Origin of the sequence: Methylosinus sp. Sm6 (assembly GCF_019802345.1) — a bacterium.
Classification (GTDB): Bacteria; Pseudomonadota; Alphaproteobacteria; order Rhizobiales; family Beijerinckiaceae; genus Methylosinus.
The window spans coordinates 15,880-37,344 of sequence record NZ_JAINDZ010000009.1 but is presented as its reverse complement, the minus strand read 5'-3'; the positions used below and the strand labels follow the sequence as shown (position 1 = coordinate 37,344).

20 protein-coding genes, 1 tRNA gene and 1 pseudogene are annotated in these 21,465 nt (G+C 66.1%); 7 read left to right on the top strand and 15 right to left on the bottom strand.

Going from position 1 to position 21,465, the window contains the following annotated elements; all coding sequences use genetic code 11:
* Positions 1-81: 81 nt before the first annotated feature.
* The 4 genes from K3F48_RS08130 to K3F48_RS08115 all read right to left on the bottom strand — a co-directional run bounded on the left by K3F48_RS08130 (position 82) and on the right by K3F48_RS08115 (position 2,545).
* Positions 82-1,023, bottom strand: a complete 942-nt coding sequence (locus K3F48_RS08130) for a FecR domain-containing protein (RefSeq protein ID WP_222574927.1) — start codon at positions 1,021-1,023, stop codon at positions 82-84.
* Between the two features lie 121 nt (positions 1,024-1,144).
* Positions 1,145-1,687: a sigma-70 family RNA polymerase sigma factor gene (locus K3F48_RS08125; RefSeq protein ID WP_222574926.1), complete on the bottom strand. Its 543-nt coding sequence runs from the start codon at positions 1,685-1,687 to the stop codon at positions 1,145-1,147.
* 96 nt (positions 1,688-1,783) lie between these two features.
* Positions 1,784-2,140, bottom strand: a complete 357-nt coding sequence (locus K3F48_RS08120) for a hypothetical protein (protein WP_222574925.1) — start codon at positions 2,138-2,140, stop codon at positions 1,784-1,786.
* Positions 2,141-2,341: 201 nt separating this feature from the next.
* On the bottom strand, positions 2,342-2,545 hold the full coding sequence (locus K3F48_RS08115) for a hypothetical protein (RefSeq protein WP_222574924.1): 204 nt from the start codon (positions 2,543-2,545) through the stop codon (positions 2,342-2,344).
* Between the two features lie 141 nt (positions 2,546-2,686).
* Here K3F48_RS08115 and K3F48_RS08110 point away from each other — a divergent pair, with 141 nt between their 5' ends.
* Positions 2,687-3,463: a DUF1499 domain-containing protein gene (locus tag K3F48_RS08110; RefSeq protein WP_222574923.1), complete on the top strand. Its 777-nt coding sequence runs from the start codon at positions 2,687-2,689 to the stop codon at positions 3,461-3,463.
* Between the two features lie 31 nt (positions 3,464-3,494).
* On the opposite strand, the gene K3F48_RS08105 is transcribed toward K3F48_RS08110, so the two are convergent.
* Genes K3F48_RS08105 through K3F48_RS08095 form a run of 3 tightly spaced genes read right to left on the bottom strand, consistent with a single transcriptional unit; the run spans position 3,495 to position 8,123 of the window.
* Positions 3,495-4,397: an MBL fold metallo-hydrolase gene (locus K3F48_RS08105; RefSeq protein ID WP_222574922.1), complete on the bottom strand. Its 903-nt coding sequence runs from the start codon at positions 4,395-4,397 to the stop codon at positions 3,495-3,497.
* Between the two features lie 42 nt (positions 4,398-4,439).
* A complete protein-coding gene (locus tag K3F48_RS08100; RefSeq protein ID WP_222574921.1) occupies positions 4,440-7,637 on the bottom strand; it encodes an error-prone DNA polymerase in 3,198 nt (1,065 codons plus the stop codon).
* A gap of 54 nt (positions 7,638-7,691) precedes the next feature.
* Positions 7,692-8,123 (bottom strand): isoprenylcysteine carboxylmethyltransferase family protein, encoded by a 432-nt coding sequence (locus tag K3F48_RS08095; RefSeq protein ID WP_222574920.1) that lies wholly within the window; start codon positions 8,121-8,123, stop codon positions 7,692-7,694.
* Between the two features lie 319 nt (positions 8,124-8,442).
* Between K3F48_RS08095 and K3F48_RS08090 the strand changes: the two genes are divergently transcribed.
* Complete coding sequence (locus K3F48_RS08090; protein WP_222574919.1) at positions 8,443-9,732, top strand: glycosyltransferase; 1,290 nt, start codon at positions 8,443-8,445, stop codon at positions 9,730-9,732.
* Positions 9,733-9,988: 256 nt separating this feature from the next.
* On the opposite strand, the gene K3F48_RS08085 is transcribed toward K3F48_RS08090, so the two are convergent.
* The 3 genes from K3F48_RS08085 to K3F48_RS08075 form a co-directional block, all read right to left on the bottom strand.
* Positions 9,989-10,300, bottom strand: a complete 312-nt coding sequence (locus K3F48_RS08085) for a CCDC90 family protein (protein WP_222574918.1) — start codon at positions 10,298-10,300, stop codon at positions 9,989-9,991.
* 365 nt (positions 10,301-10,665) lie between these two features.
* Positions 10,666-10,739 (bottom strand) — tRNA-Cys (locus K3F48_RS08080).
* Between the two features lie 130 nt (positions 10,740-10,869).
* Positions 10,870-11,148, bottom strand: a complete 279-nt coding sequence (locus K3F48_RS08075; RefSeq protein ID WP_222574917.1) for a hypothetical protein — start codon at positions 11,146-11,148, stop codon at positions 10,870-10,872.
* Positions 11,149-11,328: 180 nt separating this feature from the next.
* Between K3F48_RS08075 and K3F48_RS08070 the strand changes: the two genes are divergently transcribed.
* Together K3F48_RS08070 and gyrA are read left to right on the top strand one after the other, a co-directional pair.
* Positions 11,329-12,525, top strand: a complete 1,197-nt coding sequence (locus K3F48_RS08070; RefSeq protein ID WP_222574916.1) for a hypothetical protein — start codon at positions 11,329-11,331, stop codon at positions 12,523-12,525.
* 289 nt (positions 12,526-12,814) lie between these two features.
* Positions 12,815-15,550, top strand: a complete 2,736-nt coding sequence (gene gyrA, locus K3F48_RS08065; protein WP_222574915.1) for a DNA gyrase subunit A — start codon at positions 12,815-12,817, stop codon at positions 15,548-15,550.
* Between the two features lie 35 nt (positions 15,551-15,585).
* Here gyrA and K3F48_RS24830 read toward each other — a convergent pair.
* Together K3F48_RS24830 and K3F48_RS08060 are read right to left on the bottom strand one after the other, a co-directional pair.
* A pseudogene (locus K3F48_RS24830) lies at positions 15,586-15,840 on the bottom strand (type II toxin-antitoxin system RelE/ParE family toxin); the annotation flags it as partial.
* Positions 15,837-16,067: a hypothetical protein gene (locus K3F48_RS08060; RefSeq protein ID WP_222574914.1), complete on the bottom strand. Its 231-nt coding sequence runs from the start codon at positions 16,065-16,067 to the stop codon at positions 15,837-15,839. The gene K3F48_RS08060 and the pseudogene K3F48_RS24830, both read right to left, overlap by 4 nt.
* A 99-nt stretch (positions 16,068-16,166) precedes the next feature.
* Between K3F48_RS08060 and K3F48_RS08055 the strand changes: the two genes are divergently transcribed.
* The gene (locus K3F48_RS08055) at positions 16,167-16,802 is read left to right on the top strand and encodes a glutathione S-transferase family protein (protein WP_222574913.1); all 636 of its coding nucleotides are present in this window, start codon (positions 16,167-16,169) and stop codon (positions 16,800-16,802) included.
* A gap of 4 nt (positions 16,803-16,806) precedes the next feature.
* Positions 16,807-17,361, top strand: coding sequence for a Uma2 family endonuclease (locus K3F48_RS08050; protein ID WP_222574912.1), 555 nt, complete (start codon positions 16,807-16,809; stop codon positions 17,359-17,361).
* A gap of 132 nt (positions 17,362-17,493) precedes the next feature.
* Here the strand turns inward: K3F48_RS08050 and K3F48_RS08045 are convergent, their stop codons facing one another.
* Positions 17,494-18,153, bottom strand: a complete 660-nt coding sequence (locus tag K3F48_RS08045) for a class I SAM-dependent methyltransferase (protein ID WP_222574911.1) — start codon at positions 18,151-18,153, stop codon at positions 17,494-17,496.
* A gap of 57 nt (positions 18,154-18,210) precedes the next feature.
* On the opposite strand from K3F48_RS08045, the gene K3F48_RS08040 reads away from it, so the two are divergent.
* Positions 18,211-18,807: a glutathione S-transferase family protein gene (locus K3F48_RS08040; RefSeq protein WP_222574910.1), complete on the top strand. Its 597-nt coding sequence runs from the start codon at positions 18,211-18,213 to the stop codon at positions 18,805-18,807.
* Positions 18,808-18,826: 19 nt separating this feature from the next.
* On the opposite strand, the gene K3F48_RS08035 is transcribed toward K3F48_RS08040, so the two are convergent.
* Positions 18,827-19,723, bottom strand: coding sequence for an FkbM family methyltransferase (locus tag K3F48_RS08035; protein WP_222574909.1), 897 nt, complete (start codon positions 19,721-19,723; stop codon positions 18,827-18,829).
* Positions 19,724-19,765: 42 nt separating this feature from the next.
* Entirely contained in the window at positions 19,766-21,271 is a 1,506-nt protein-coding gene (locus K3F48_RS08030) for a replicative DNA helicase (RefSeq protein ID WP_222574908.1), read from the bottom strand.
* Between the last annotated feature and the right edge of the window lie 194 nt (positions 21,272-21,465).

Below are 21,465 nucleotides of genomic sequence, written 5' to 3'. Positions count from 1 at the left end.
CGACAGGACGCGGCAGGCCGAAAACGCGGAACCTCCTTCATCAAAAAAATTCGAAGCTCGACCGTGCGGCGCGGCGCGATTTCAGTACAGCAGGATCATATAGCTGGTGAGATGGATCACCCGCAGGCCGAGCGACGTCTCGATTTCGCGCAGCGACTCCAGCGCGTCCTCGGCGCCGAACACGCCGGAGACGCGCCGCTCGCAGATCGACCGATCGACGCAATAAATGAAGCCGCGATGATAGCGGCCGATCGCGGCGAGCACGTCGCGAAGCGGCTTCTTCGCGACGATCAGCTTGCCGCGCCGCCAGGCCGTGACGGAATCGACGTTCACCGGCTCGGGCGCGCGCGCGGCGACGCCCTGCTCGAAGGCGCTCTGGCGCCCTTCATCGACGATCACGGACCGCCCTCCGCTGGACAGGCTGACGCGATGCTCGGTCACGGTGACGCGCGCGCCCGACGCCTCGAGGGCGACGTCGAAGGCGGTGCCGAGCGCGGTCACGGTTCCGCCGCCGGCCTCCACGACGAAGGGACGCGACGGATCGGGCGCGACCTCGAACCAGGCCTCGCCGGTGAGGAGGGAGAGCCGTCGCTCTGCGGGACTGTAGCGCACGGAGATCGAGGACCTCGAGTCGAGCAAAGCGCGTGAGCCGTCCTCGAGCGTGACGAGCTTTCGCTCGCCGGCGCCGGCGTAATGATCCGCCCGCAGCCGCGCGGCGATTTCGTCGAAGGATGCGACGAGGGCGACCGCCGCAGCCGCGGCGCCCGCCAGGGCGGCGATGCGCAGTCGCGGGGAGGCGCGTCGCGCCGGCCGCCCGGGACGGGACGGGCGCATTTCAGCCAAATGGCCATACATGCGCAGCACGTCATCGAAGGCGGTGGCGTTCGCCGGATCTTCGGCCAGCCAGGCGTCGAGCTCCGCCTTCTCGTCGGCCCTGAGCGGCCCCGCGCGCAATCTCACGAACCAATCGATGGCGATGTCCCCCGCCTCGTCCGTTTCCGGCTCTTTCTCGCCGTCGTTCATGCGTCGACCCGTCCTTTGGCCGGAATGTGCTCGTCTCTCGCCGGATCGGCGTCGACCGCTCGGCTCCGCAGATGAGGTGACGCAGCCGCGCGGCGATGCGGAACCTCGCGCGAAGGAAAATTCATTCGCTCGGGCTCCTCAGCGCGTCGCGGCAGGCCCTCAGGGCGAGGCTCACATGCTTTCTCGCCATCCGGTCGGAGATCTCCATTCGCAGCGCCACCTCCTTCAAGGGCGTATCCTTATAGATATGCAATTCGAACGCTTCGCGGCATCGCGGCGGAAGCTGTTCGATCGCCTTGCGCAGGAGAGCCGATCGCCGCTCGAATTCGAACAGCTCTTCCGGCGATTTCTCGGCCGAGGGAAGCTCGACGAAAAAATCCCCGACCTGGAGGCGTCGCTCCTCGGTCCGGCGGCGGCGGGCGAAATCTCGCGCGAGATTGACCGCGATCCGCTTCATGAACGCCGGCGGATCGTCGATGGCGTCGAGCCGGTCGTGCCGGATCAGCCGCAGGAATGTCTCCTGCAGAAGATCGGGCGCGTCCACGGCGCCGACCTTGCGGATCAAAAAGCCGAGCAAATCGCCCCGATGGGCGAGGAACAGCGCGCGAAGCCGCCACGGCTTGGCCTGCGCCCGGCGCTCGCCGTCCGAAATCCCATGAGCCACGGAAATCTGTCCTGATGCTGCGCAATATGCGCTCGGTCCAGAAATGTGACGCGCCGACGCGATTTTCGCGTCGGCCGCAGTCGCGGGCGCCGGCGATCAGGACGGGAAGGGCGGAGCGCGCGAGGACCAGGAGCTGGCCCAGCCGAGCGGAGGCGCGCGCGGCGAATTTGCGTTCGTGGTCCAGACGGACCCTCGCGCGCCGAGCGGGGCGAAAATCTTCGTCTTGGTGGGCTCGACGGCCGGCGCCGGCGCCTCTCTGCTCGCGCATTGCAGACAGTGATCTTCGACGCCGTGGCGCGTGAGCGGCGCATCCTCGCGCGCGCCGGCGCAGCGCGTCTCGGAGACGCCGGCGCCGAACAGGGCCCCGGCGCGAGCCGCCGCGGCGCCGACCAAGGCGAGCGCCTGCAGGGCGAAGAGGAAAGCCGCCGCGCCGGCGATGAGCCGGCGCGGCAATGGGCGCGGTGAGAATGGCTTCCTCATTCCACCGAAAATAAATCGGGCGAATTTCCCCGGTCAACGCGCGGATGCGCACAGCGCCAATATCCGAACCGCTGTTGCGACGAGGTCACAGTTCGGCGTCCTCTCGCCCCATTCCTGTGCGGATCATCGCAGCATATTGCGAGATATGCGCGCGCGACCGCTCTGGTCGGCCGATCAGGCGGCGAGGTCTTCTTGAAGGATCGCCGGAACTTTCGCCTGCGAGGCCTCTTTGTGCTCGGGCTCGCTCGGATAGGCCATCACGCCGAGGGCGGCGGCGACCGCCGAGAGGCCGATCTCCCGATAAAGGCGCGCGAGCAGATCCGTGCGGTGATCGCTCGGGCGCGGCTCGTTGAAATTGTTCATGGAGACGTTGGACATGGCCGGAACTCTGCTACGGAGTTGCGAAGAATTCGATTTAAAGTGTCGCTTTCCCGAGTTAATGATCGGTAAAACTCCCGATGTCGTCCACAGGCGCGGCGTCGCTGGCGAGGTCGTGGCGATCGGTGCTATGTTTTCGCCATGCTGCGCCAGATTCCCGAGGAGCCGGTCTCCAACGCCGCCGTCTGGTGCCGGCGGCTGGGGCTGTTCTCGGTCCCGGTCGCGGTCATTGCGGTGGCGCTCGCGCGCATGCATGCGGTGGAGCCGCAGGCGAGCCTCGCCGTGGTCGGCGGAGCGATACTCGTCGCTCTCGTCGCGATCCTGCTGTTCTTCGCCGCCTGCGTCGTCATCTGGCAGACCGGTCGCCGCGGCCTGGGCGAGGCGTTGATCGGCCTGCTGCTCGCCGCTCTGACGCTCGGCTATCCGGCCTATCTCGCGTTCGAGGCGGTGCGTCTGCCGGTGCTCGCCGATATTTCCACCGATGTTTCCGATCCGCCGCAATTTTCCCTGTCGACCGCCGCGCTTCAGGCCCGCCAATCTTATCGGCCGCGGCCCTATTCGCCGGATGGGGCGGAGGCGCAGCGCGCCGCCTATCCCGATATAGAGCCGGTCGTCGTCGACCTCGAGGCGGACGAGGCGTTTCAGCTCGTCCTCGACACGGCGAAGAACCGCGGCTGGCGCGTCGTCGACCAGCGTCCGCCCACTGGGCGCTCCGGCGTCGCCCATGTCGATTTCGTGGACCGCACTCTCGTGATGGGCTTCGACGACGACATCACCGTGCGCCTGCGCCCGCTCGCCGGCCAGACGCGCATCGACATGCGCTCGACCTCGCGCAACGGGCGGCATGATTTCGGCGCCAACGCCAAGCGCATCCGGCAATTCGCCGAGGAGCTGCAGGAGGCGTTGAACGAGAAGTGAGGCAGTAGGCAGTAGGCAGTAGTAGAAGTCCCTACTGCCTCGCCCAATATCTCGCCGTCAATGTCGGCGGCCCGTCGCAGGTCACGCGGCCGCGCTCGACCAGATCTTCGAGATGGGCGAAGACGGAGAGAGCGGCGGCGCCGTGTAGGCGGACGTCGACCCCTTCATAAATGCGCGCGACCATCGTCGCGATCGTCTCGTCGCCCTCTCCGAGGCGTTGCATTATGGCCAGCTCGCGCTGGCGGCGATGGTGGAGCAGGGCGCGCAGATAGCGCTGCGGCTCCCGCACGGGACCGCCATGGGCCGGCCAATAGAGACGATCGTCGCGGGCGCGCAGCTTCTCCAGGGAGGAGACGTAATCGCCCATCGAGCCGTCCGGCGGCGCCACCACTGTCGTCGCCCAGCCCATCACATGATCGCCGGTGAACAGCGCGCGCTCCTCGCAGAGCGCGAAGCAGAGATGATTGGTCGTATGGCCCGGCGTCGCCACAGCCTCCACGGTCAGGCCGCCGACGTCGATCCGCTCGCCGTCGGCGAGGACGCGGTCGGGCGCATAATCGCGATCATGCGCCGCATCGAGCCCGGGGCCGGTGACGGAAAGATCGGGCGGCGGCGCATAGGGCGCGCAGCCGGCGACGGTCGCGCCGGCGCGCTCCTTCAGGAGGCGCGCGGCCGGGGAATGGTCGCGATGCGTATGGGTGACGAGGATGTAGCGAAGTCGCTCGCCTTCGATCGCCGCGAGCAGCGCCTCGATATGCGAAGCGATCGCCGGGCCCGGGTCGACGATCGCGACCTCGCCCTCGCCGAGGATGTAGCTGCAGGTGCCGGTGAAGGTGAAGGCGCCCGGATTGGGCGCGATGACGCGCCGCGTCGCCGGCGCGACACGCACGAGCGCGCCGGGCGGGGCGTCGAAAGTGGCGACGATCTCATTCATGCGAGCGTGACATAGCGACGCCGCCGCGCCCTGTCATCTTCGTCATTGGAAATTGCGGCCCTTGGGCATGGCCTCCCGCGCCTTGGCCGCGCGCGAGCGCTCGAGCAGGCGCAGGTCGGCGCTCATATCCTCGATTTTTTGCGCGATCACATGCACGACGCCGGACTCGTTCTGCACCCGGCCGGTCACCGCGACCAGCCGCGAGCCGATCACCTCGGGGCGCTGGCGCTCGAATAATTTGGGCCAGACGACGATATTGGCGATCCCGGTCTCGTCCTCGATGGTCATGAAGATGACGCCGCTCGCCGAGCCCGGCCGCTGCCGCACCAGCACGAGGCCGGCGACGGTCACGCGGGCGCCGTCGCGCCGGCCCGCCGGGCCGCCGCCGAGAGCCGAGCAGGGGACGATCCCCTTCGCCTCGAGCCGCGCGCGCAGAAACGACAGCGGATGCGCTTTCAGCGACAGCGAGAGAAAGCGATAATCCTCGATCACCTCGGCGCCGGGCGGCAGCGGCGGCAGATTGGCGTCCGGCTCCTGCGGCGCGAATGCGAGGTCGCGCAGCAGCGGCAGATCGTCCTTGTCGCCGGCGCGATTGAGGCCTTGCACGGCCCAGAGCGCATCGCGGCGCGGCAGGCCGAGCGACGCAAAGGCGCCGGCCTCGGCGAGGCGCTCCAGCACGGCGGGCGAGAGCTCGCCGCGCAGCCAGAGATCGCGCACGGAATCATAGCCGCAGCCGCGCCGCGCGACGAGGCGGCGCATATCGGCCTCCTTCAGCCCGACGATCTGGCGGAAGCCGAGACGCACGTCATGCGTCGCGCGAATGTCCCGCGCCATCTGCGCATGGCGCGGATGCAGCCGCGTCTCGCCGGCGCGTGGCGCGAGCGTGCAATCCCAATCGGAGAAATTGACGTCGACCTCATGCACGCCGACGCCATGCTCCTGGGCGTCGCGCACGATTTGCGCCGGCGCATAGAAGCCCATCGGCTGCGAATTGAGCAATGCGCAGCAGAACACATCCGGATAGCGGCATTTGAGCCAGGCCGAGGCGTAGACGAGCAGAGCGAAGGAGGCGGCGTGGCTCTCGGGAAAGCCATAGGAGCCGAAGCCCTCGATCTGGCTCCAGCAGCGCTCGGCGAAGTCTTGTCGATATCCCCGCGCGATCATTCCGGAGAGCATTTTTTCACGGAACAGGCCGATCGTGCCGACGCGCTTGAAGGTCGCCATCGCTCGGCGCAGGCGGTCCGCCTCCTCGGGCGTGAAGCCGCCGGCGACGATGGCGATGCGCATCGCCTGCTCCTGGAACAAGGGCACGCCGAGAGTCTTGCCGAGCACCTGCTCCAGCTCCGCGGACGGATAGGAGATTTTCTCCTTTCCCGTGCGGCGGCGGAGATAGGGATGCACCATGTCGCCCTGAATGGGTCCGGGGCGCACGATCGCCACCTCGATGACGAGATCGTAGAATTTTTCCGGGCGCAGCCGCGGCAGCATCGACATTTGCGCGCGGCTCTCGATCTGGAACACGCCGATCGTGTCGGCGCGCGAGATCATGTCGTAGACGCATTTTTCTTCTGCCGGAATCGTCGAGAGCCGATGGACGATTCCGTAGCGCTCCGCGAGCAGGGCGAGGCCCTTTCTCATGCAGGTCAGCATGCCGAGGGCGAGCACGTCGATCTTCAATATGCCGAGCGCGTCGAGATCGTCCTTGTCCCATTCGATCGTCGTGCGGCCTTCCATGGCCGCCGGCGCCAGCGGAACCACCTCGTCCAAGCGCTCGCGCGTGATGACGAAGCCGCCCGTATGCTGCGAGAGATGGCGCGGAAAGCCGGTGAGCTCGCCCGTCAGCTCCAGCGCCTTGGCGAGCCGCGGCTCGCGCGCGTCCATGCCGGCGCGGGCTGCGCCTTCCCCCGACACGCCCTCGCGGGAAACCCCCCAGACATTGCCGGAGAGGCGGGAGACCACGTCGGCCGAGAGGCCGAAGGCCTTGCCGACCTCGCGAATGGCCGAGCGCGAGCGATAGGTGACGACGCTCGCGGCGAGGCCGGCGCGCTCGCGGCCGAAGCGCTCGTAGATATATTGCATCACCTCTTCGCGCCGCTCATGCTCGAAATCGACGTCGATGTCGGGCGGCTCGTTGCGCGCGGCGGAGACGAAGCGCTCGAACAGGAGATCATGCTTCGTCGGGTCGACCTCGGTGACGCCGAGACAATAGCAGATGACCGAATTGGCGGCGGAGCCGCGCCCCTGCGCGAGAATGTCGCGCGAGCGGGCGAAGCGCACGATGTCGTGCACGGTGAGAAAATAGGCGGCGTAGTTCAATTGCGAAACCAGCGTCAGCTCGTGGCGCAGCAGCGCCTCGACCTCGTCCGGCACGCCGTCCGGATAGCGCGCCTTCGCGCCCTCGCGCGCAAAATATTCGAGCGCCTCCTGCTCGCTGGGAAAGCCTTCGCGCAATTCGCTCGGATAGTGATAGGCGAGATCGTCGAGGCGAAAGGAGAGACCGTCGAGAAAGCGGATCGCTTCCTCCACCGCCGCCGGCGCAGCGGCGAAGAGGCGCGCCATTTCGGCCCCGCTCTTCAGGCAGCGCTCGGCGTTGGCGGAGAGCAGAAAGCCGGCTTCGTCCAGCGTCGTCTTCTCGCGCACGCAGGCGAGCACATCGGCGAGCGGACGGCGCGCTGCGTCATGCATCAGCGGCTCATTGACGGCGAGGAGCGGCAGCTTCGTCTCATGGGCGAGAGCGATGCGGCGCTGCAGCGCCCGGCGCATGTCGGCGCCATAGAGCGCGCTGGCCGCAAGCCACAGACGTCCGCGAAAGGCCTCGGTGACGGCGGGCGGAAGCGCGCCATTCTGCATCACGACGAGCTGTTGGCCTTCGCCGAAGGCGAGGAGATCGTCGAGAATGAGGCGGCACGCGCCCTTCTCCGCGCGCATATTGCCCTGCGTGAGCAGGCGGCAGAGGCGACCGTAAGCGGCGCGGTCGCGAGGATAGCAGAGAATGTCGGGCGTCGCGTCGGCGAAGACGAGGCGCGCGCCGACCGCGAGCCGAAAGCCGGGCGCAGAGGCCGCATGCTCGCGCAGGAAGGAGAAGGCGCGCACGACGCCGGCGAGAGAATTGCGATCCGCTATGCCGACGCCGCAATGGCGAAGCTCGATGGCGCGCGCGACCATTTCCTCCGGATGCGACGCGCCGCGCAGGAAGGAGAAATTGGTGGTCGTCGCGAGCTCGGCGTATCGGGGCGCCATGGCGGAGATTCGTCGATTGCGTTCTCGTCCCGCAGCATTCGATCGGAAAGCGCGCTAAATCCAGCGGCGCACTCTGCGCCGATAGGCGCGGTAACTGTCTCCGAACTTGTGCTCGAGGTAACGCTCCTCCGGCCTGATGACGGCCAGGCAAAGCGCGCTCCCGGTCGGAAGAAACAGAAGCAGCATCCATAGCGAATTCAGCAGAAATGCCGCGCCGACATAAAGCAGCATCATCGACAAATAGACCGGATTGCGGCTGAGCGCAAAAACGCCTGTCTCGACGAGAGACCGAGTCGGCTTGCGCACATCGAATGCTGTTTTCGCGCGCTGCAGCTCACGCAAGGCGGAGAAAACAAGGGCGATCGACGCGCCGATCGCAAGCGAGCCGATTGCCGCGGCCGGTTCGGACGGGAGAATCCTCGCGCCGAAATGAGCTCGCGCCATAAGCCCGAGTCCGAGCGCGGCTATCAGAATGATCGGCGGCATGATCCGAACATCAGCCCTGTCTTGCATGTTAATGCTCCCCGCAAGAGACCCGACTTCGCATCTTGTTTGTATCACACGCCGGCTCAACGAGAAGGCCCACTCATGAGCGCGGCATGGTCATTCGTCCGATCTATCTGGAAAACCGTCGCTATTGTCACAGGAACGTCTGCGGCGACGGATATTCGCATGTCACAAATCGATTGATCCATAAAGGACATTATCATATACATCTACATCCCCGCGCGCCGAGGCCGCGTTGTTCTCGAGGACATGAGACGGCGCGCTGGCTGTGAAGCGCCTTTGATTTGCGGAAGAGCGAATGGGGCGGCGCAAGCGCATATTGCTGGCGACCTTCGGCACTCTCGGCGACATATATCCGTTTATCGCCATGGCTCACGCGGTGCGTCGGCGCGGCCTCGACGTGGTCGTCGCTGCGCCCGAGATGCATAAAGGGTCGATAGAGCGCGAGGGGCTCGCATATGCTCGCTTGCGACCGCATGAGAACGACATCGTCGGCGCGCTCGGCGTCGATCCTGCCGGCGCCTTCCGGATCATGCTGAAGAACCCTTACTTCATCTTGGACGAGATCTATCTTCGCTTCCTTGCGGAAACCTACGACGACACTCTGGCCGCGGCGCAAGGAGCGGACGCCATCGTCACGCACAATCTGCTCGTCGGCGCCAATTTGGCCGCTGAAGCATCCGGTCTCCCGACTGCGAGAGTCGCCCTTGCGCCCTTGTATGTGCAATCGGCTGCAAATCCGTCGCTGACCCCTCCCGCGCCCTACATTCTTCAGCCTGGCTCGCGCGCGGCGATCGGCTTCAACAGATTGATCCGCTCATTCATAAGGATTGGCGTGAACATGCGGATGACGCGCTTCCATGCGTTCCGAAGAACGCTCGGGCTGCCGCGCTCCGATGAGGATTTCTTCCTCGATTTCGGCGGCGAGAATGGCGCGTCGAAAATCTTCGGGCTCTATTCGTCCCGTTTCGCGCCGCGCCCGCCGGATGGCCCGGCCAATATGGAGGTTCCAGGCTTTCCCTTCTACGAAGCGCGAGACGAGAGAAGGCGCGGGCTCGGCGAGCCTTTGACGCGTTTCCTGACCTCCGGGAGCGCGCCGATCGTTTTCACCTTGGGGTCGTTCGCTCCGCAAGTGTCGGGCGACTTCTACGACGTCAGCATAAAAGCGGCCCGCGCTCTCGGGCGCCGTGCGGTCCTGCTCGCCGGGACAAAGGACGCCGCGAGGCTGTCGGCTTCGATCGGACCAGACGAATTCCTATGCTCCGAGGCCCCGCACGATGATCTCTTCCCCTTCGCCGCATGCATCGTGCATCACGGCGGGATTGGAACGACCGCCCAGGCCCTGCGAGCGGGAAAGCCGCAATTGATAGCGCCGTTCTTCGGCGACCAGCCGGATCACGGCGAGCGCGTCCGGCGTCTGCGCGTCGGCCTGGCGTTGAAGCTCTCCAGCTATAATCTGCCAAATGTCACCCGCGCTCTCGCGGAGCTCTGTGACGACAGCTATCAGCGCGCCGCGTCTAGCTTCGCCCTATCGATCCGCGGGGAGCCTGGGGTCGAAGCCGTCGCCGATTGGGCGGAGCGCGTTTAGCTTGCATAGAGTGATCGCAGAATCTCGAAGAGGAGCATGCATATCGCGGCGCGCTGCCACTGCTCGCTTTCCGTCGTTCGAATAGGTCGGCGCGTTTTCTGTCCGCATGCGCTCGGCGAGCGTCTCGGCACAGCTCGGTAGAGCGAGGCGCGCAGCTCAGCGCCTCCTGCGATGCGCTCGCGCCTTGTCGTCTTTCTCGCTCGCCGCGGTCGTTATCCCGCCAGCCGGGCGCTTCTCGATGTTGCGCGAGATGTTGTCATTTCACGAATTTGAACGCCGCGAAGATGAATCCTCCGAGCGCGACCTGGGTCACGACGAGCCAACGCAGTATATCGACTTTGAGATACGCGGCCGTCGTCTCGATCTTCGCCTCGAGCCTGACCTCGACATCGCGCAAATCGGCTTTCATCTCGGCTTTGACGGCGGCGAGATCGGCTTTCGTCGCCAATTCCTGGCTCGTCGCGTCCGCAAACGCCTCGGCGGCGGCCATCGCCTGCGCCTGTGTGAAGCCGCCGGCTTCCAGCTTGCGGACGAATTTCAGCGTGTCGAAGGCGACGGCGGCGCTCATTCCCGGTCCTTTCCCGAGCTTTCAGGCGGAATATGGCTTGGCTGCGCCTTCGCGTCCAGCGCGGCGCCCCTTCCTCAGCCTCACGCCCGGCCCTTCGCCGTTCTCCGCCACGAAGATCACGCCTGTAGCCTCGAGCGCGGCGCGCTTCGCCATAGCCTCGGCCGAGGCGGGAGGCCGGCCGGCTTTCTCCGCTCGCGCGGCTCACCTCCTAAAGCCCCCGGCCTTGCCGGGGGATACTTACTTGGCGGGGCCGCAATACTAAAGAAGTGAGGACAAGGGGCTGACGCGGATCGGGCTCGGCAAAGACGGTTCACCGAAGGCGTTTTTGACGGCTTCTCGAAATCGGTTTAAGGTATTGATTTTATTGGAGGCCTCGGAGGGAATCGAACCCCCGTACAAGGATTTGCAGTCCTCTGCGTAGCCACTCCGCCACGAGGCCCCGTGCGCCGGCGTTCGACCAATGGCGTCGCCGAGAGCAGGCCCGCTCTTACAGGAGCGATCTGCGGACGGCAAGCGTCCCGTCCGAATTCGCGCAAGGCGGAGTCTGGGCTCCGCCTCGCGTCGAGCCGTCACCAGTGGCGGTAATAGTAGCGGCGAACCGGGGGGCGTCTCCAATAGGGCGGCGGGCCCCACCGGCGCGGCGGGCCCCAAGCCCGCTTGGGCACGCAGCGGCCCCATCGATTGAGCCACCAGCCGCGCGCGCAGGGCAAATCGACTTCCTGCACGAGCGGATGAGGCTCCTGGGCTCCGGGAGCGGGCGATATGGGCATGGCGTGCGCGGCCGGCGCGCTCGCCAGCGCCGCGCCGGCGGCCAGAGCCGCGGCGAGCAACAGTTGCTTAGCGTTCATGTTCTTCTCCAAGGACGAAGCGGAGCGACAGGCTGCATACTCGCCATCAAGCTTGAACGAGTGGTGAATGGTCCATTAGGGATTCGTCAACTATCCCATAGCGACGCTCGACGCGCATAAGTCTTTTTTCAGCACCGCTGGCCAAGCTCCCGGCGTCGTCTCGCGTCCGTGGAGCTCCTGATGCGGTTGTCGCCTGCGTTCGCCCGCTTGCTCGTCTCGGGCGCTCCTGTCCTTCTCGCGATTGGCCTCGCCGCGCCCCTGGCTGCGCAGCCGGCGCATCGCGCGCCGCGGCGCGAGGCCACGATCGACGAAATCGCGCCGCCCCGACGCGAGGGATTCGACCAGATCGTCGTGCAGCTGCCGCCGCTGGCGCCCGTCCGCCGCGGGGCGCCGGGCGCGGCAGTCGCCGCGCCCGCCGTTGCGGCCGGCCCGGCGGCGGCGCCCGAGAGCGAGCCCGTGATCGGCGCGGTTTCGGAGCAGTCCGCAGCGGCGGCGGTGACGCCACAGCCGGCTCCGGCGCCTGAAAAGCCGCCCGAAGCGCAGATGCGAGAGACGCTCGCCGCCGATGCGCATCCAGAGCCCCCGCTAGAGCGCGTGGAGGAGCCGGCGCCCGCTCCAATGGCGGAGGCGCCGCTCCCTTCCGCGGCGGATCCGCTGCCTCCCACAGAGGAGCCGCTCGCTTCGGCGGAGTCCGCGCCGGGGGCGGAGGCGGCTCCCGCCGCCGAACCGAGCGCCGACACGCCGAACCCGCCTCGCGCCGAGGCGTCGGAAGCCGCATCGCCGGCGGATCCGGCCATCGAGGCCGCTCCCGCGCCTGCCGCCGAATTGCCGCCGCCAGTGGCGATCCCTGCCGAGGAGGAGCAGGACTCGGGCTCTTGGACCGATTGGGCGCTCATTGCCGCCGTTCTCGCAATCCTCGGCCTGACGGCGGCGCGTCGCCTGAAAGCGCGGCGCGCGCCGGCGCTCGCCTCTGCGCCGGCTCCGGCGTCCGTCGCCGCTCCGTCGCCGCCGAGGCCCGGTCGGCTCGCGCCTCTTCTCGCGGTCCTGCGCGCAAGGGGCGGTGCTGTTGCGCTCGCGCTGCTCGCGCGGCTGCGCAATTTGCGTCGTCGCAAGGGGGACAGCGATCGCGAGACGCAGACCGCCGCCGAATGGGCGCAGATTTCCGCGACCCTGCGGGCGCGGGCCGCTCCGGCGTCGACGCCGCAGGCCGAGGACATTCCCGCCGGCGCTTCGGAAAGCCCGGCGCCCAAAGCCGACGCGCGTCGCTGGGATCAGGACAAAGAAGACGGAATCGAGCTGCTGGAGCCGGGCTCCCCCGGCGCGCGCGCGCTCGTGATGAGCGCCCGCCGCAAGCTTCAGGCCGCCGGCCAGAGTTGATCCGCGCCGCGGTGGCGGAGGTGGCTCGGACGTGGCGTCACAAACTGGCGCCTCACGGCAGAATCGCCTATAGAACGTCGACGATCGCGAGCGTCGCCCGAGGGCGGCGAAATCGCCGACGACGGGCCTCGACGGCGCGACCGACAGGGCGCTCGATGTTCCCCGGCGCGGCTTCGGCGACGCCTCGCCCAAGGCGACGAGGCGGCGGTCCTTCTCGAATAGAGGCGGCTGCGCTGCGACCAGCTTCGGTCGCAGGTCGCCCGCGACGACTATCGGATTGGCGGAGCCCTTGGCCGACGACGACTCAGAGAAGACTGGAGCGGCTGCGCCCGGCTCCGACATTCGCCCGGTATCGATCGCCGATGAGATGAAGCGCAGCTATCTCGATTACGCGATGAGCGTGATCGTGAGCCGCGCATTGCCCGATGTGCGCGACGGGTTGAAGCCGGTGCATCGGCGCATCCTGTTCTCGATGCACGAGAACGGCCATACGCCCGACAAGCCCTATGTAAAATCGGCGCGCATCGTCGGCGACGTCATGGGTAAATATCACCCGCACGGCGACGCGGCGATCTATGACGCGCTGGTGCGCATGGCGCAGCCCTTCTCGATGCGGCTGCCGCTCATCGACGGGCAGGGCAATTTCGGCTCGGTCGACAATGACCCGCCCGCGGCCATGCGCTACACCGAGTCGCGGCTCGCCAAGCCCGCGCTCGCCCTGCTCGAAAATCTCGACGAAGGCGCCGTCGATTTCAAGCCGAACTATGACGAGAAGGAGGAGGAGCCGACGGTTCTGCCGGCGCGCTTCCCCAACCTGCTCGTCAACGGCGCCGGCGGCATCGCCGTCGGCATGGCGACCAACATCCCGCCGCATAATCTCGGCGAGGTGATCGACGCCGCCATCGCGCTGATCGACCGTCCCGACATGAGCGTCGCCGAGCTGATGGAGATCGTGCCCGGCCCGGATTTCCCGACGGCGGCCACGATCCTCGGCCGCGGCGGCATTCGCAACGCCTATGCGACCGGGCGCGGCTCGATCATCATGCGCGCCAAGGCGGAGATCGAGACTTTGCGCAAGGAGCGCGAAGCCATCATCTTCACCGAGATTCCTTTTCAGGTGAACAAGGCGGCGCTGATCGAACGCATCGCCGAACTCGTCCGCGAGAAGAAGATCGAGGGCGTCTCCGATCTGCGCGACGAATCCGACCGCGACGGCATGCGCATCGTCGTCGAGCTGAAGCGCGACGCCGTCGCCGATGTGGTGCTGAACCAGCTCTGGCGCCACACGGCGCTGCAGTCGAGCTTCCCCGTCAACATGATCGCGCTCAACGGCGGGCGGCCGGAGCTGCTGACGTTGAAGGACGTGCTGGTCGCCTTCGTCGACTTTCGCGAGAGCGTGGTCACGCGGCGCACCAAGTTCCGGCTCAATAAGGCGCGCGACGCGGCGCATCTGCAGGTCGGCCTCGCCATCGCCGTCGCCAACATCGATGAGGTGATCCGCCTCATCCGCACCTCGGCCGACGCCGCCACGGCGCGCGAGGCCCTGATGGCGCGCATGTGGCCGGCCAAGGACATGGCGCCGCTGGTGGCGCTGATCGCCGATCCGCGCCATGTGCTGCACGAGGACGGAACCATCCGCCTTTCGGAGGCGCAGGCGCGCGCCATTCTCGATCTGCGCCTGCAGCGTCTCACCGCGCTCGGCCGCGAGGAGATCGCCGAGGCGCTGAACAAGCTCGCCGCCGAGATCGCCGAATATCTCGAGATCCTTCGCTCTCGTGAAAAACTGTTCGGCATCGTCAAGGACGAGATGCGTGCGGTGAAGGAGCAATATGCGACGCCGCGCCGCACGCAGATCGTCGAGGGCGACGGCGACGTCGAGGACGAGGACCTCATCGCGAGAGAGGACATGGTCGTGACCGTGTCCCATGCCGGCTATATCAAGCGCGTGCCGCTCTCGACCTATCGCGCGCAGAGGCGCGGCGGCAAGGGCCGCTCCGGCATGCAGACGAAGGAGGAGGATTTCGTCCATCGCCTGTTCGTCGCCTCGACGCATACGCCGGTGCTGTTCTTCTCCTCGCTCGGACGCGCTTATAAAGAGAAGGTGTGGCGCCTGCCGCTGGCGGCGCCGCAGGCGCGCGGCAAGGCGCTGGTCAATCTTCTGCCGCTCGAGCAGGGGGAGCGCATCACCACCATCATGCCGCTGCCGGAGGACGAATCGAGCTGGGCGACGCTCGACGCCATCTTCGCGACGACGCGCGGCACGGTGCGGCGCAACAAGCTCTCGGATTTTTCTGATGTGCGCCGCTCCGGCATCATCGCCATGAAGCTCGACGAGGGCGAGGCGATCGTCGATGTCGCCACCGCTTCGGAGAATGACGATGTGCTGCTGACGACGCGCGAGGGGCAGTGCATCCGCTTCCCGGTCACCGATGTGCGCGTGTTCCAGAGCCGCAGCTCCATGGGCGTGCGCGGCGTCGCGCTCGCCAGCGAGGATCGGGTGATCTCGCTGTCGATCCTGCGGCATTTCGAGGCGAGCGGCGAGGAGCGCGCGGCCTATCTGAAGCGCGCCGCGGCGCAGCGGCGCGCCGGCGCCCAGGAAAATGGCGCGGAGGAGGGCGCGGCCGAGGTCGAGGAGAGCTCGGCGTCGATCGAGCTGAGCGAGGCGCGCTTCCGCGACATGGAGCAGGCCGAGCAGATCATCCTGACCGTCTCCGAGAACGGCTATGGCAAGCGCAGCTCTTCGTTCGAGTATCGCATTACCGGACGCGGCGGCAAAGGCATCGTCGCCATGGCGGTCAACGCCCGCAACGGCAAGCTCGTGGCGTCGTTCCCGGTCGGCAGCGGCGACGAGATCATGCTGGTGACCGACGGCGGCCAGCTGATCCGCTGCCCGGTCGACGGCATCCGCATCGTCGGCCGTGGCACGCAGGGCGTGATCGTGTTCGACACCGCCGAGGGCGAGCGGGTCGTGTCGGTCGAGCATATCGGCGAGACCGGCGCCGAGGCGGAAGTCGTGGAGGAGTAGGGCGCTCTTAAATCCAAAGGAGGGCGGCGCGCCGCATGACGGATGTGGAGAATATGCGCCTCCTCGCCGACGACTGTCCAATAGACGATACATGGATAAGGGGAGGCGGGACGTTCGCGGACGTCTCTATGTCCCGCCAGTCGTCCTCCCGAGGGAAAGACAGCTATCGTCTCTGTCGTACGCCGGATCGCGCGTTCGACGCTTTCGGAGCCTTGCGGGCTACGCTCGTCGAGGTAGTCGAGCATGTGCTCGAGGTCCCGTTGCGCTCGCCGCGTATATCGGACTTTCATTTCCGGCCGCGGCGCGACCACAAGGCGAGAATCTCATCTTCCGAAGCGAACTCCCCGCGTTCGGACTGCGCGAGCGCCTCGTCCAACGCCTCGATCGTCTCCGCATCCAGCGGGGCGCAAGGCGTTTGCGGCTCGATCGCCTCCAGCAGCAGCGCGCCGATCCGGTCCTGTTCGGCCTCCGGCAGCGCCCGTGAGCGCGCAATCGCCAGTTCGAGTAGCTTGCTCATGCGTCGATCACCCCTTGCATGAGGGAAGAATAGGCGCTTTTTTTCGGAACGCCAGCGGCGCGCGTCCGGCTCGTCCCGGCATCGGCGAAGGATTTTCTCATGCTCACGATCTACGGTCGGCGCAATTCCTTTAATGTTCAGAAGGTCCTCTGGCTCGTCGACGAGCTCGGGCTCGACCATGCGCATGTGCCGCTCGGCGGCGCCTTCGGCGGCCTAGACGATCCGCAGTTCCGCTCGCGCAATCCGCATGGGCGCATTCCGGTGATCGAGGACGAGGGCGTCACCGTTTGGGAATCCCATGCGATTCTGCGCTATCTCGCGGCGCGCTATGGCGGCGAGCGCTTCTTTCCGGCCGATCCGGCCGCGCGCTCCTACCCCGATCGCTGGATGGATTGGGCGCAGACGAGCTTGCAGCCCACCTTCGTCGACGGCGTCTTCGTCGCCTATTACCGCACGCCGGAGGAGAAGCGCGACTGGCCGGCGATCCGCGCGGCGATCGCGCGTTGCGCGAGCCATTATTCCTTTCTCGACCAATGGCTCGCGGGCCGGCCCTATGTCGCGGGCGACGATCTGACGCTCGCCGACATTCCGGCCGGAACGACGCTCTATCGCTATTTCGAGCTCGATATCGAGCGCCCGGCGCTCCCCAATGTCGAGGCCTGGTATGCGCGGCTGCAGGAGCGGCCGGCCTATCGCCAGCATGTGATGGTTCCCTTCGCCGATCTGAAAGGCTGAGCCGATGAACGCGGTCCCGAAAGAGAAGATGACCGCCGAAGAATTCGTCGTCTGGGCCGAGGCGCAGCAAGGACGCTATGAGCTGATGGACGGCGAGGTCTACGCCCAGGCCGCGGAGCGCTTGGCTCATGCGAAGATGAAGCTCTCGGTCGCCTTCGCGCTGACGGACGCCGTGCAACGCGCCGGCGCGCCGTGCCATGTGCTGCCGGACGGCATGGCCGTGCGCGTCGACGCATCTACGGTGTTCGAGCCCGACGCGCAGCTCTATTGCGGGCCGGAGCTCGCGTCCGATACGTTGCTCATTCGCGAGCCGATGATCGTCGTGGAAGTGCTCTCGCCGTCCACCGGGCGCAATGACGCGCTCGGCAAGCTCGAGGGCTATTTCCTTATTCCGAGCGTCGTCCATTATCTCATCATCGATCCCGACAAGCCGCTCGTCATTCATCACCGGCGCGGGGAGGGGCGCGATATTCTGACGCGCGTCCATCATGAGGGCGAGATCGCGCTCGATCCGCCCGGCCTGACTTTGCCGATGTCTTCCCTCTATGGCGCGCTCTGAGGCGCTTTCCGCTCGAACGGAATCATTCGAGCGATCAGATTCGCTCCGAACGTTTGCGATCTCTCGAGAGCGAGCCTTCAGGCTCGCTCTTCGAAACGCCTCGGCTCGACTGACGAGGGATAGCAAATCCGCTCACCTGCGCGCCGAGAACAGCGCCGCGCAGCCGACGACCTCGATCGAGACGTCGCGAAAACATTGCTCGAGCGCACGGGTCAGCCCGTCGAGATCATCCGCCTCGTTCGAGAACACGCCTTTGCGATTGTAGAAGGCCATTAGCCGACGCGCCGCCGCCGATCGCGTGACGCCGCCTTGCAGCAGAGTGGAGCCGAACAGAACGGCGCCCTCCGTCATCAGCAGCCGCAGATGATCGAAGAGAAGCGCCTTCTCCGCGATCGAGCCGGGCAGGCAGTGCAGCAGATAATTGACGCCGATCGATTCGAAAGGCTCGGCCTCGAAGGCGATCGACTCCAGCACATTGCGCCGAAATGTCTTCGGCGCATAGCGCGCGATGCGATTTGCCGCGAAACGAAGCGCATTCTCATTGAGATCCATCAGCGCGACGCGCGGCGAAGCTGTGGGAAAGCGGCAACGGTCGAGAAAATAGCCCGTGCCGACGCCGACATCGAGATGATTCGCTGTCACATGCGCATCGTAATGCGCGAGGAGCCGCTGCGTCGGACATTTCCAGACGTAACGGTTGGAGACGCCGAGCACGAGAAGGTCGTAGAGCCGCAGCACGGCGGGCGTATACACGGCCTGACCGGCTTCGACCTCTCGGGGACTGGCGGTCATCTCTCGAAAGCCCTATTCGCTGTGGGAGCTCGCAATTCGTTCGGGAAGGATCGTCCCATGCCCATCCTACGCTATTCCGCCGCCTCGCCCTATGCCCGCAAGGCGCGCATCGCCGCCGAGCTCTGCGGCTTCGGCGCGAGCCTGACGCTCGAAGGCGCCAGCGCCACCGATCCCGCCGATTCTCTGCGCGCGCAGAATCCGCTCGGCAAAGTGCCGACGCTGATCCTCGAGTCCGGCGAGACGATCTATGACAGTCGCGTGATCTGCGACTATTTCGACCTTCTCGCGGGCGGCGGCAAGCTGATCCCGACAGAACCCGCCGCGCGCGTCGCCGCGCTGACATTGCAGGCGCTCGGCGACGGAATCAATGACGCGGCGCTGCTCATACGCTATGAGATCACCCGCGCCGAGAATTTGCGCGATCCGAGCTGGATCGCGCTGCAGCAGGGCAAGATCGATCGCGCCCTCGCCGAATTGAACGCGCATCCGCCGGCCTTTCCTGTCGCCATCGGCCACATCGCCGTCGCTTGCGCGCTCGGCTATCTCGATTTGCGCTTCGCCGGCGCCTGGCGCGAGGCTCATTCGGCGCTCGCCGTCTGGCTAGACGAATTTGCGCGCGAGGTTCCGGTCTTCGAGGCGACGCGCGCCGTGTGACCGAACCTCTATTCGGGGTCTATGCGCCGCTCGTTTCGGCGAGGCGCCGCGCCTCGGCGCCGTCGCGCTTGCGGATCGCTTCGATGAGGTCGCGATGGCGCTGGCGGTGCAGCGCCAAATTGTTGAGGTGCAATCTCGATGCGCTTTCGAGCGTCTCCATGTCGAATAATTCATAGCCGGCGGCGAGAAGCTTTTCGCGAATGCTGACGTCGAATGTGCTGCATTCGAACATGATGGCCGGAGGGCGCCGCTGAATCAGCTTCCATGCGCCGGCGAACGCCTTGGCTTCGGCGCCTTCCACGTCGATCTTGATGATGTCGGGGTCGAAGCGCGATAATGCGATCTCGTCGAGAGTGACTGTGTCGACGACGATCTTGTTCGGCGTGACGCCGTGATACACCGCGTGAAAAGACGTGAGGGCGCCGTCGTCTCGGATCGTTCCCGTCGCCGAGGACGCCTCGTCGACATAGAAGTCCTCACGCGATTTTTTGTCCGATGCGGCGCATTCGAGCAGCTCGACGTCGCCGAGCGAGCTGTTCGCGATCGTCGACCGGATTCGCGCGGCGTTGCCAGGATCGGGCTCGAACAGGAGAACGCGGCCCCGTTCGACTCGGCTCTTGAACATGAACGCATAGACGCCGACGTTCGCGCCGACGTCGTAGAATGTCGTGAAGCCGCCGCGGGACACGATCTCGAGAAAATTCTCGCGCTCTCTCTGCTCTCCCGCCTCTCCGCGGGACAGCCACAGCGATGCGTTTTTCGAGAAGCTGATGAATATCTTGTGGTCGACGAATGGAAATCGGATGCCGATCGTGAAGTCGAGCAGCTTCACGAACTCCCTGAATAGGCGGTACCGTCTCAAATAGAACAAGGGATGATAGGCTTCCCTGATTTTCAGCAGTAAATGCGCGATCATGAGTCCGCTCCTAAAAAAATGCACTCGCAATATGAGAATCGTTCACATTCTGGCCGGCAGCTTGTCCTCCTCCGCAAGATTGGAAAAGCGCGTCACCTCGGCCTCGAAGGCGAGCGTCACCGTGCCGGTGGGTCCGTGGCGCTGCTTGCCGATGATCGCCTCGGCGCGGCCATGCACGCGCTCCATCTCGTTCTGCCAGGTGATATGCTCCTCGGTGCCTTCGCGCGGCTCGCGATTGCGCAGGTAATATTCCTCGCGATAGACGAAGATCACGACGTCGGCGTCCTGTTCGATCGAGCCGGATTCGCGGAGGTCCGAGAGCTGCGGGCGCTTGTCGTCGCGCGATTCCACCTGACGCGAGAGCTGCGACAGCGCGACGATCGGCACGGCGAGCTCCTTGGCGAGCGCCTTCAATCCGGTGGTGATCTCGGTCAGCTCCTGCACGCGATTGTCGCCGCGCGACTTCGAGCCCGAGAGCAATTGCAGATAGTCGACGACGAGCAGATCGAGTCCGCGCTGCCGCTTCAACCGCCGCGCGCGCGCGGTGAGTTGGGCGATGGAGATGCCGCCGGTCTGATCGATGAAGAAGGGAATGCTCTGCATCTGCCGCGCGGCGTCGGTGATGCGGCGGAAGTCGTCCTCGTTGATGTCGCCGCGGCGAATCTTATAGGAGGCGACGCCCGATTGCTCGGCGATGACGCGCGTCGCCAATTGCTCGGCCGACATTTCGAGCGAGAAGAAGCCGACGATGCCGCCATTCACCGTCTTCAGCGAGCCGTCCGGCTGCTGCTCGGCCTGATAGGCCTTGGCGATGTTGAAGGCGATATTGGTGGCGAGCGCGGTCTTGCCCATGCCGGGGCGGCCGGCGACGATGATGAGGTCCGATCGCTGCAGGCCGCCCATCTTCTCATCGAGATCGGCGAGCCCCGTCGCCGTGCCGGAGAGATGGCCGTCGCGCTGATAGGCGCTGCTCGCCATGTCGATGGCCGTGACGAGCGCGTCGGAGAAGCGCTGGAAGCCGCCTTCGTAGCGGCCGGTCTCGGCGACCGCATAGAGACGCCGCTCGGCCTCCTCGATCTGCTGGCGCGGCGTCGAATCGATCGGCGCGTCATAGGCGGCGTTGACGACGTCCTCGCCGATCGTGATCAATTCGCGCCGCACGGCGAGATCGTGGATGGTGCGGCCGTAGTCCTCCGCATTGATGATCGTCGTCGCCTCGCGGTAGAGGCGCGCGACATAGGCCTGCATGGTGACGCCGCCGGGCAGCTCGATGTCGCCGAGATGCGTCTTCAGAGTGATGGGCGTGGCGGTGCGTCCGGCGCGGATGAGCGTCGAGGCGACCTCGTAGATGCGTCGGTGCAGCTCTTCGGAGAAATGCGCCGGCAGAAGAAAATCGGACACGCGGTCGAAGGCGTCGTTGTTCATCAAAATGGCGCCGAGCAGCGCCTGCTCCGCCTCGATGTTGTGGGGCGGCGTGCGATAGTTCGGGGCGTCGAGCGGCGCGACCTGCAATGTCCGCAGGCCCGGCAATTGTTCGATTGCTGGCATGGTCTCTCGCGTGTGGCGCTGAAATGTCTTCGACGCCGTGAGACTCAACGCGACCAGCGCTCGAAAGAACGGAGCGGACTCTGCCCCAATGGGAGCGCGGCGCCAATGACAAAGATCGCGCAAAGGCGCGGCGGCGCGCTTGTGAGTCATTTCCACACGCCTAGTGAAAATGAATCGATGAATCGCAGGATTGC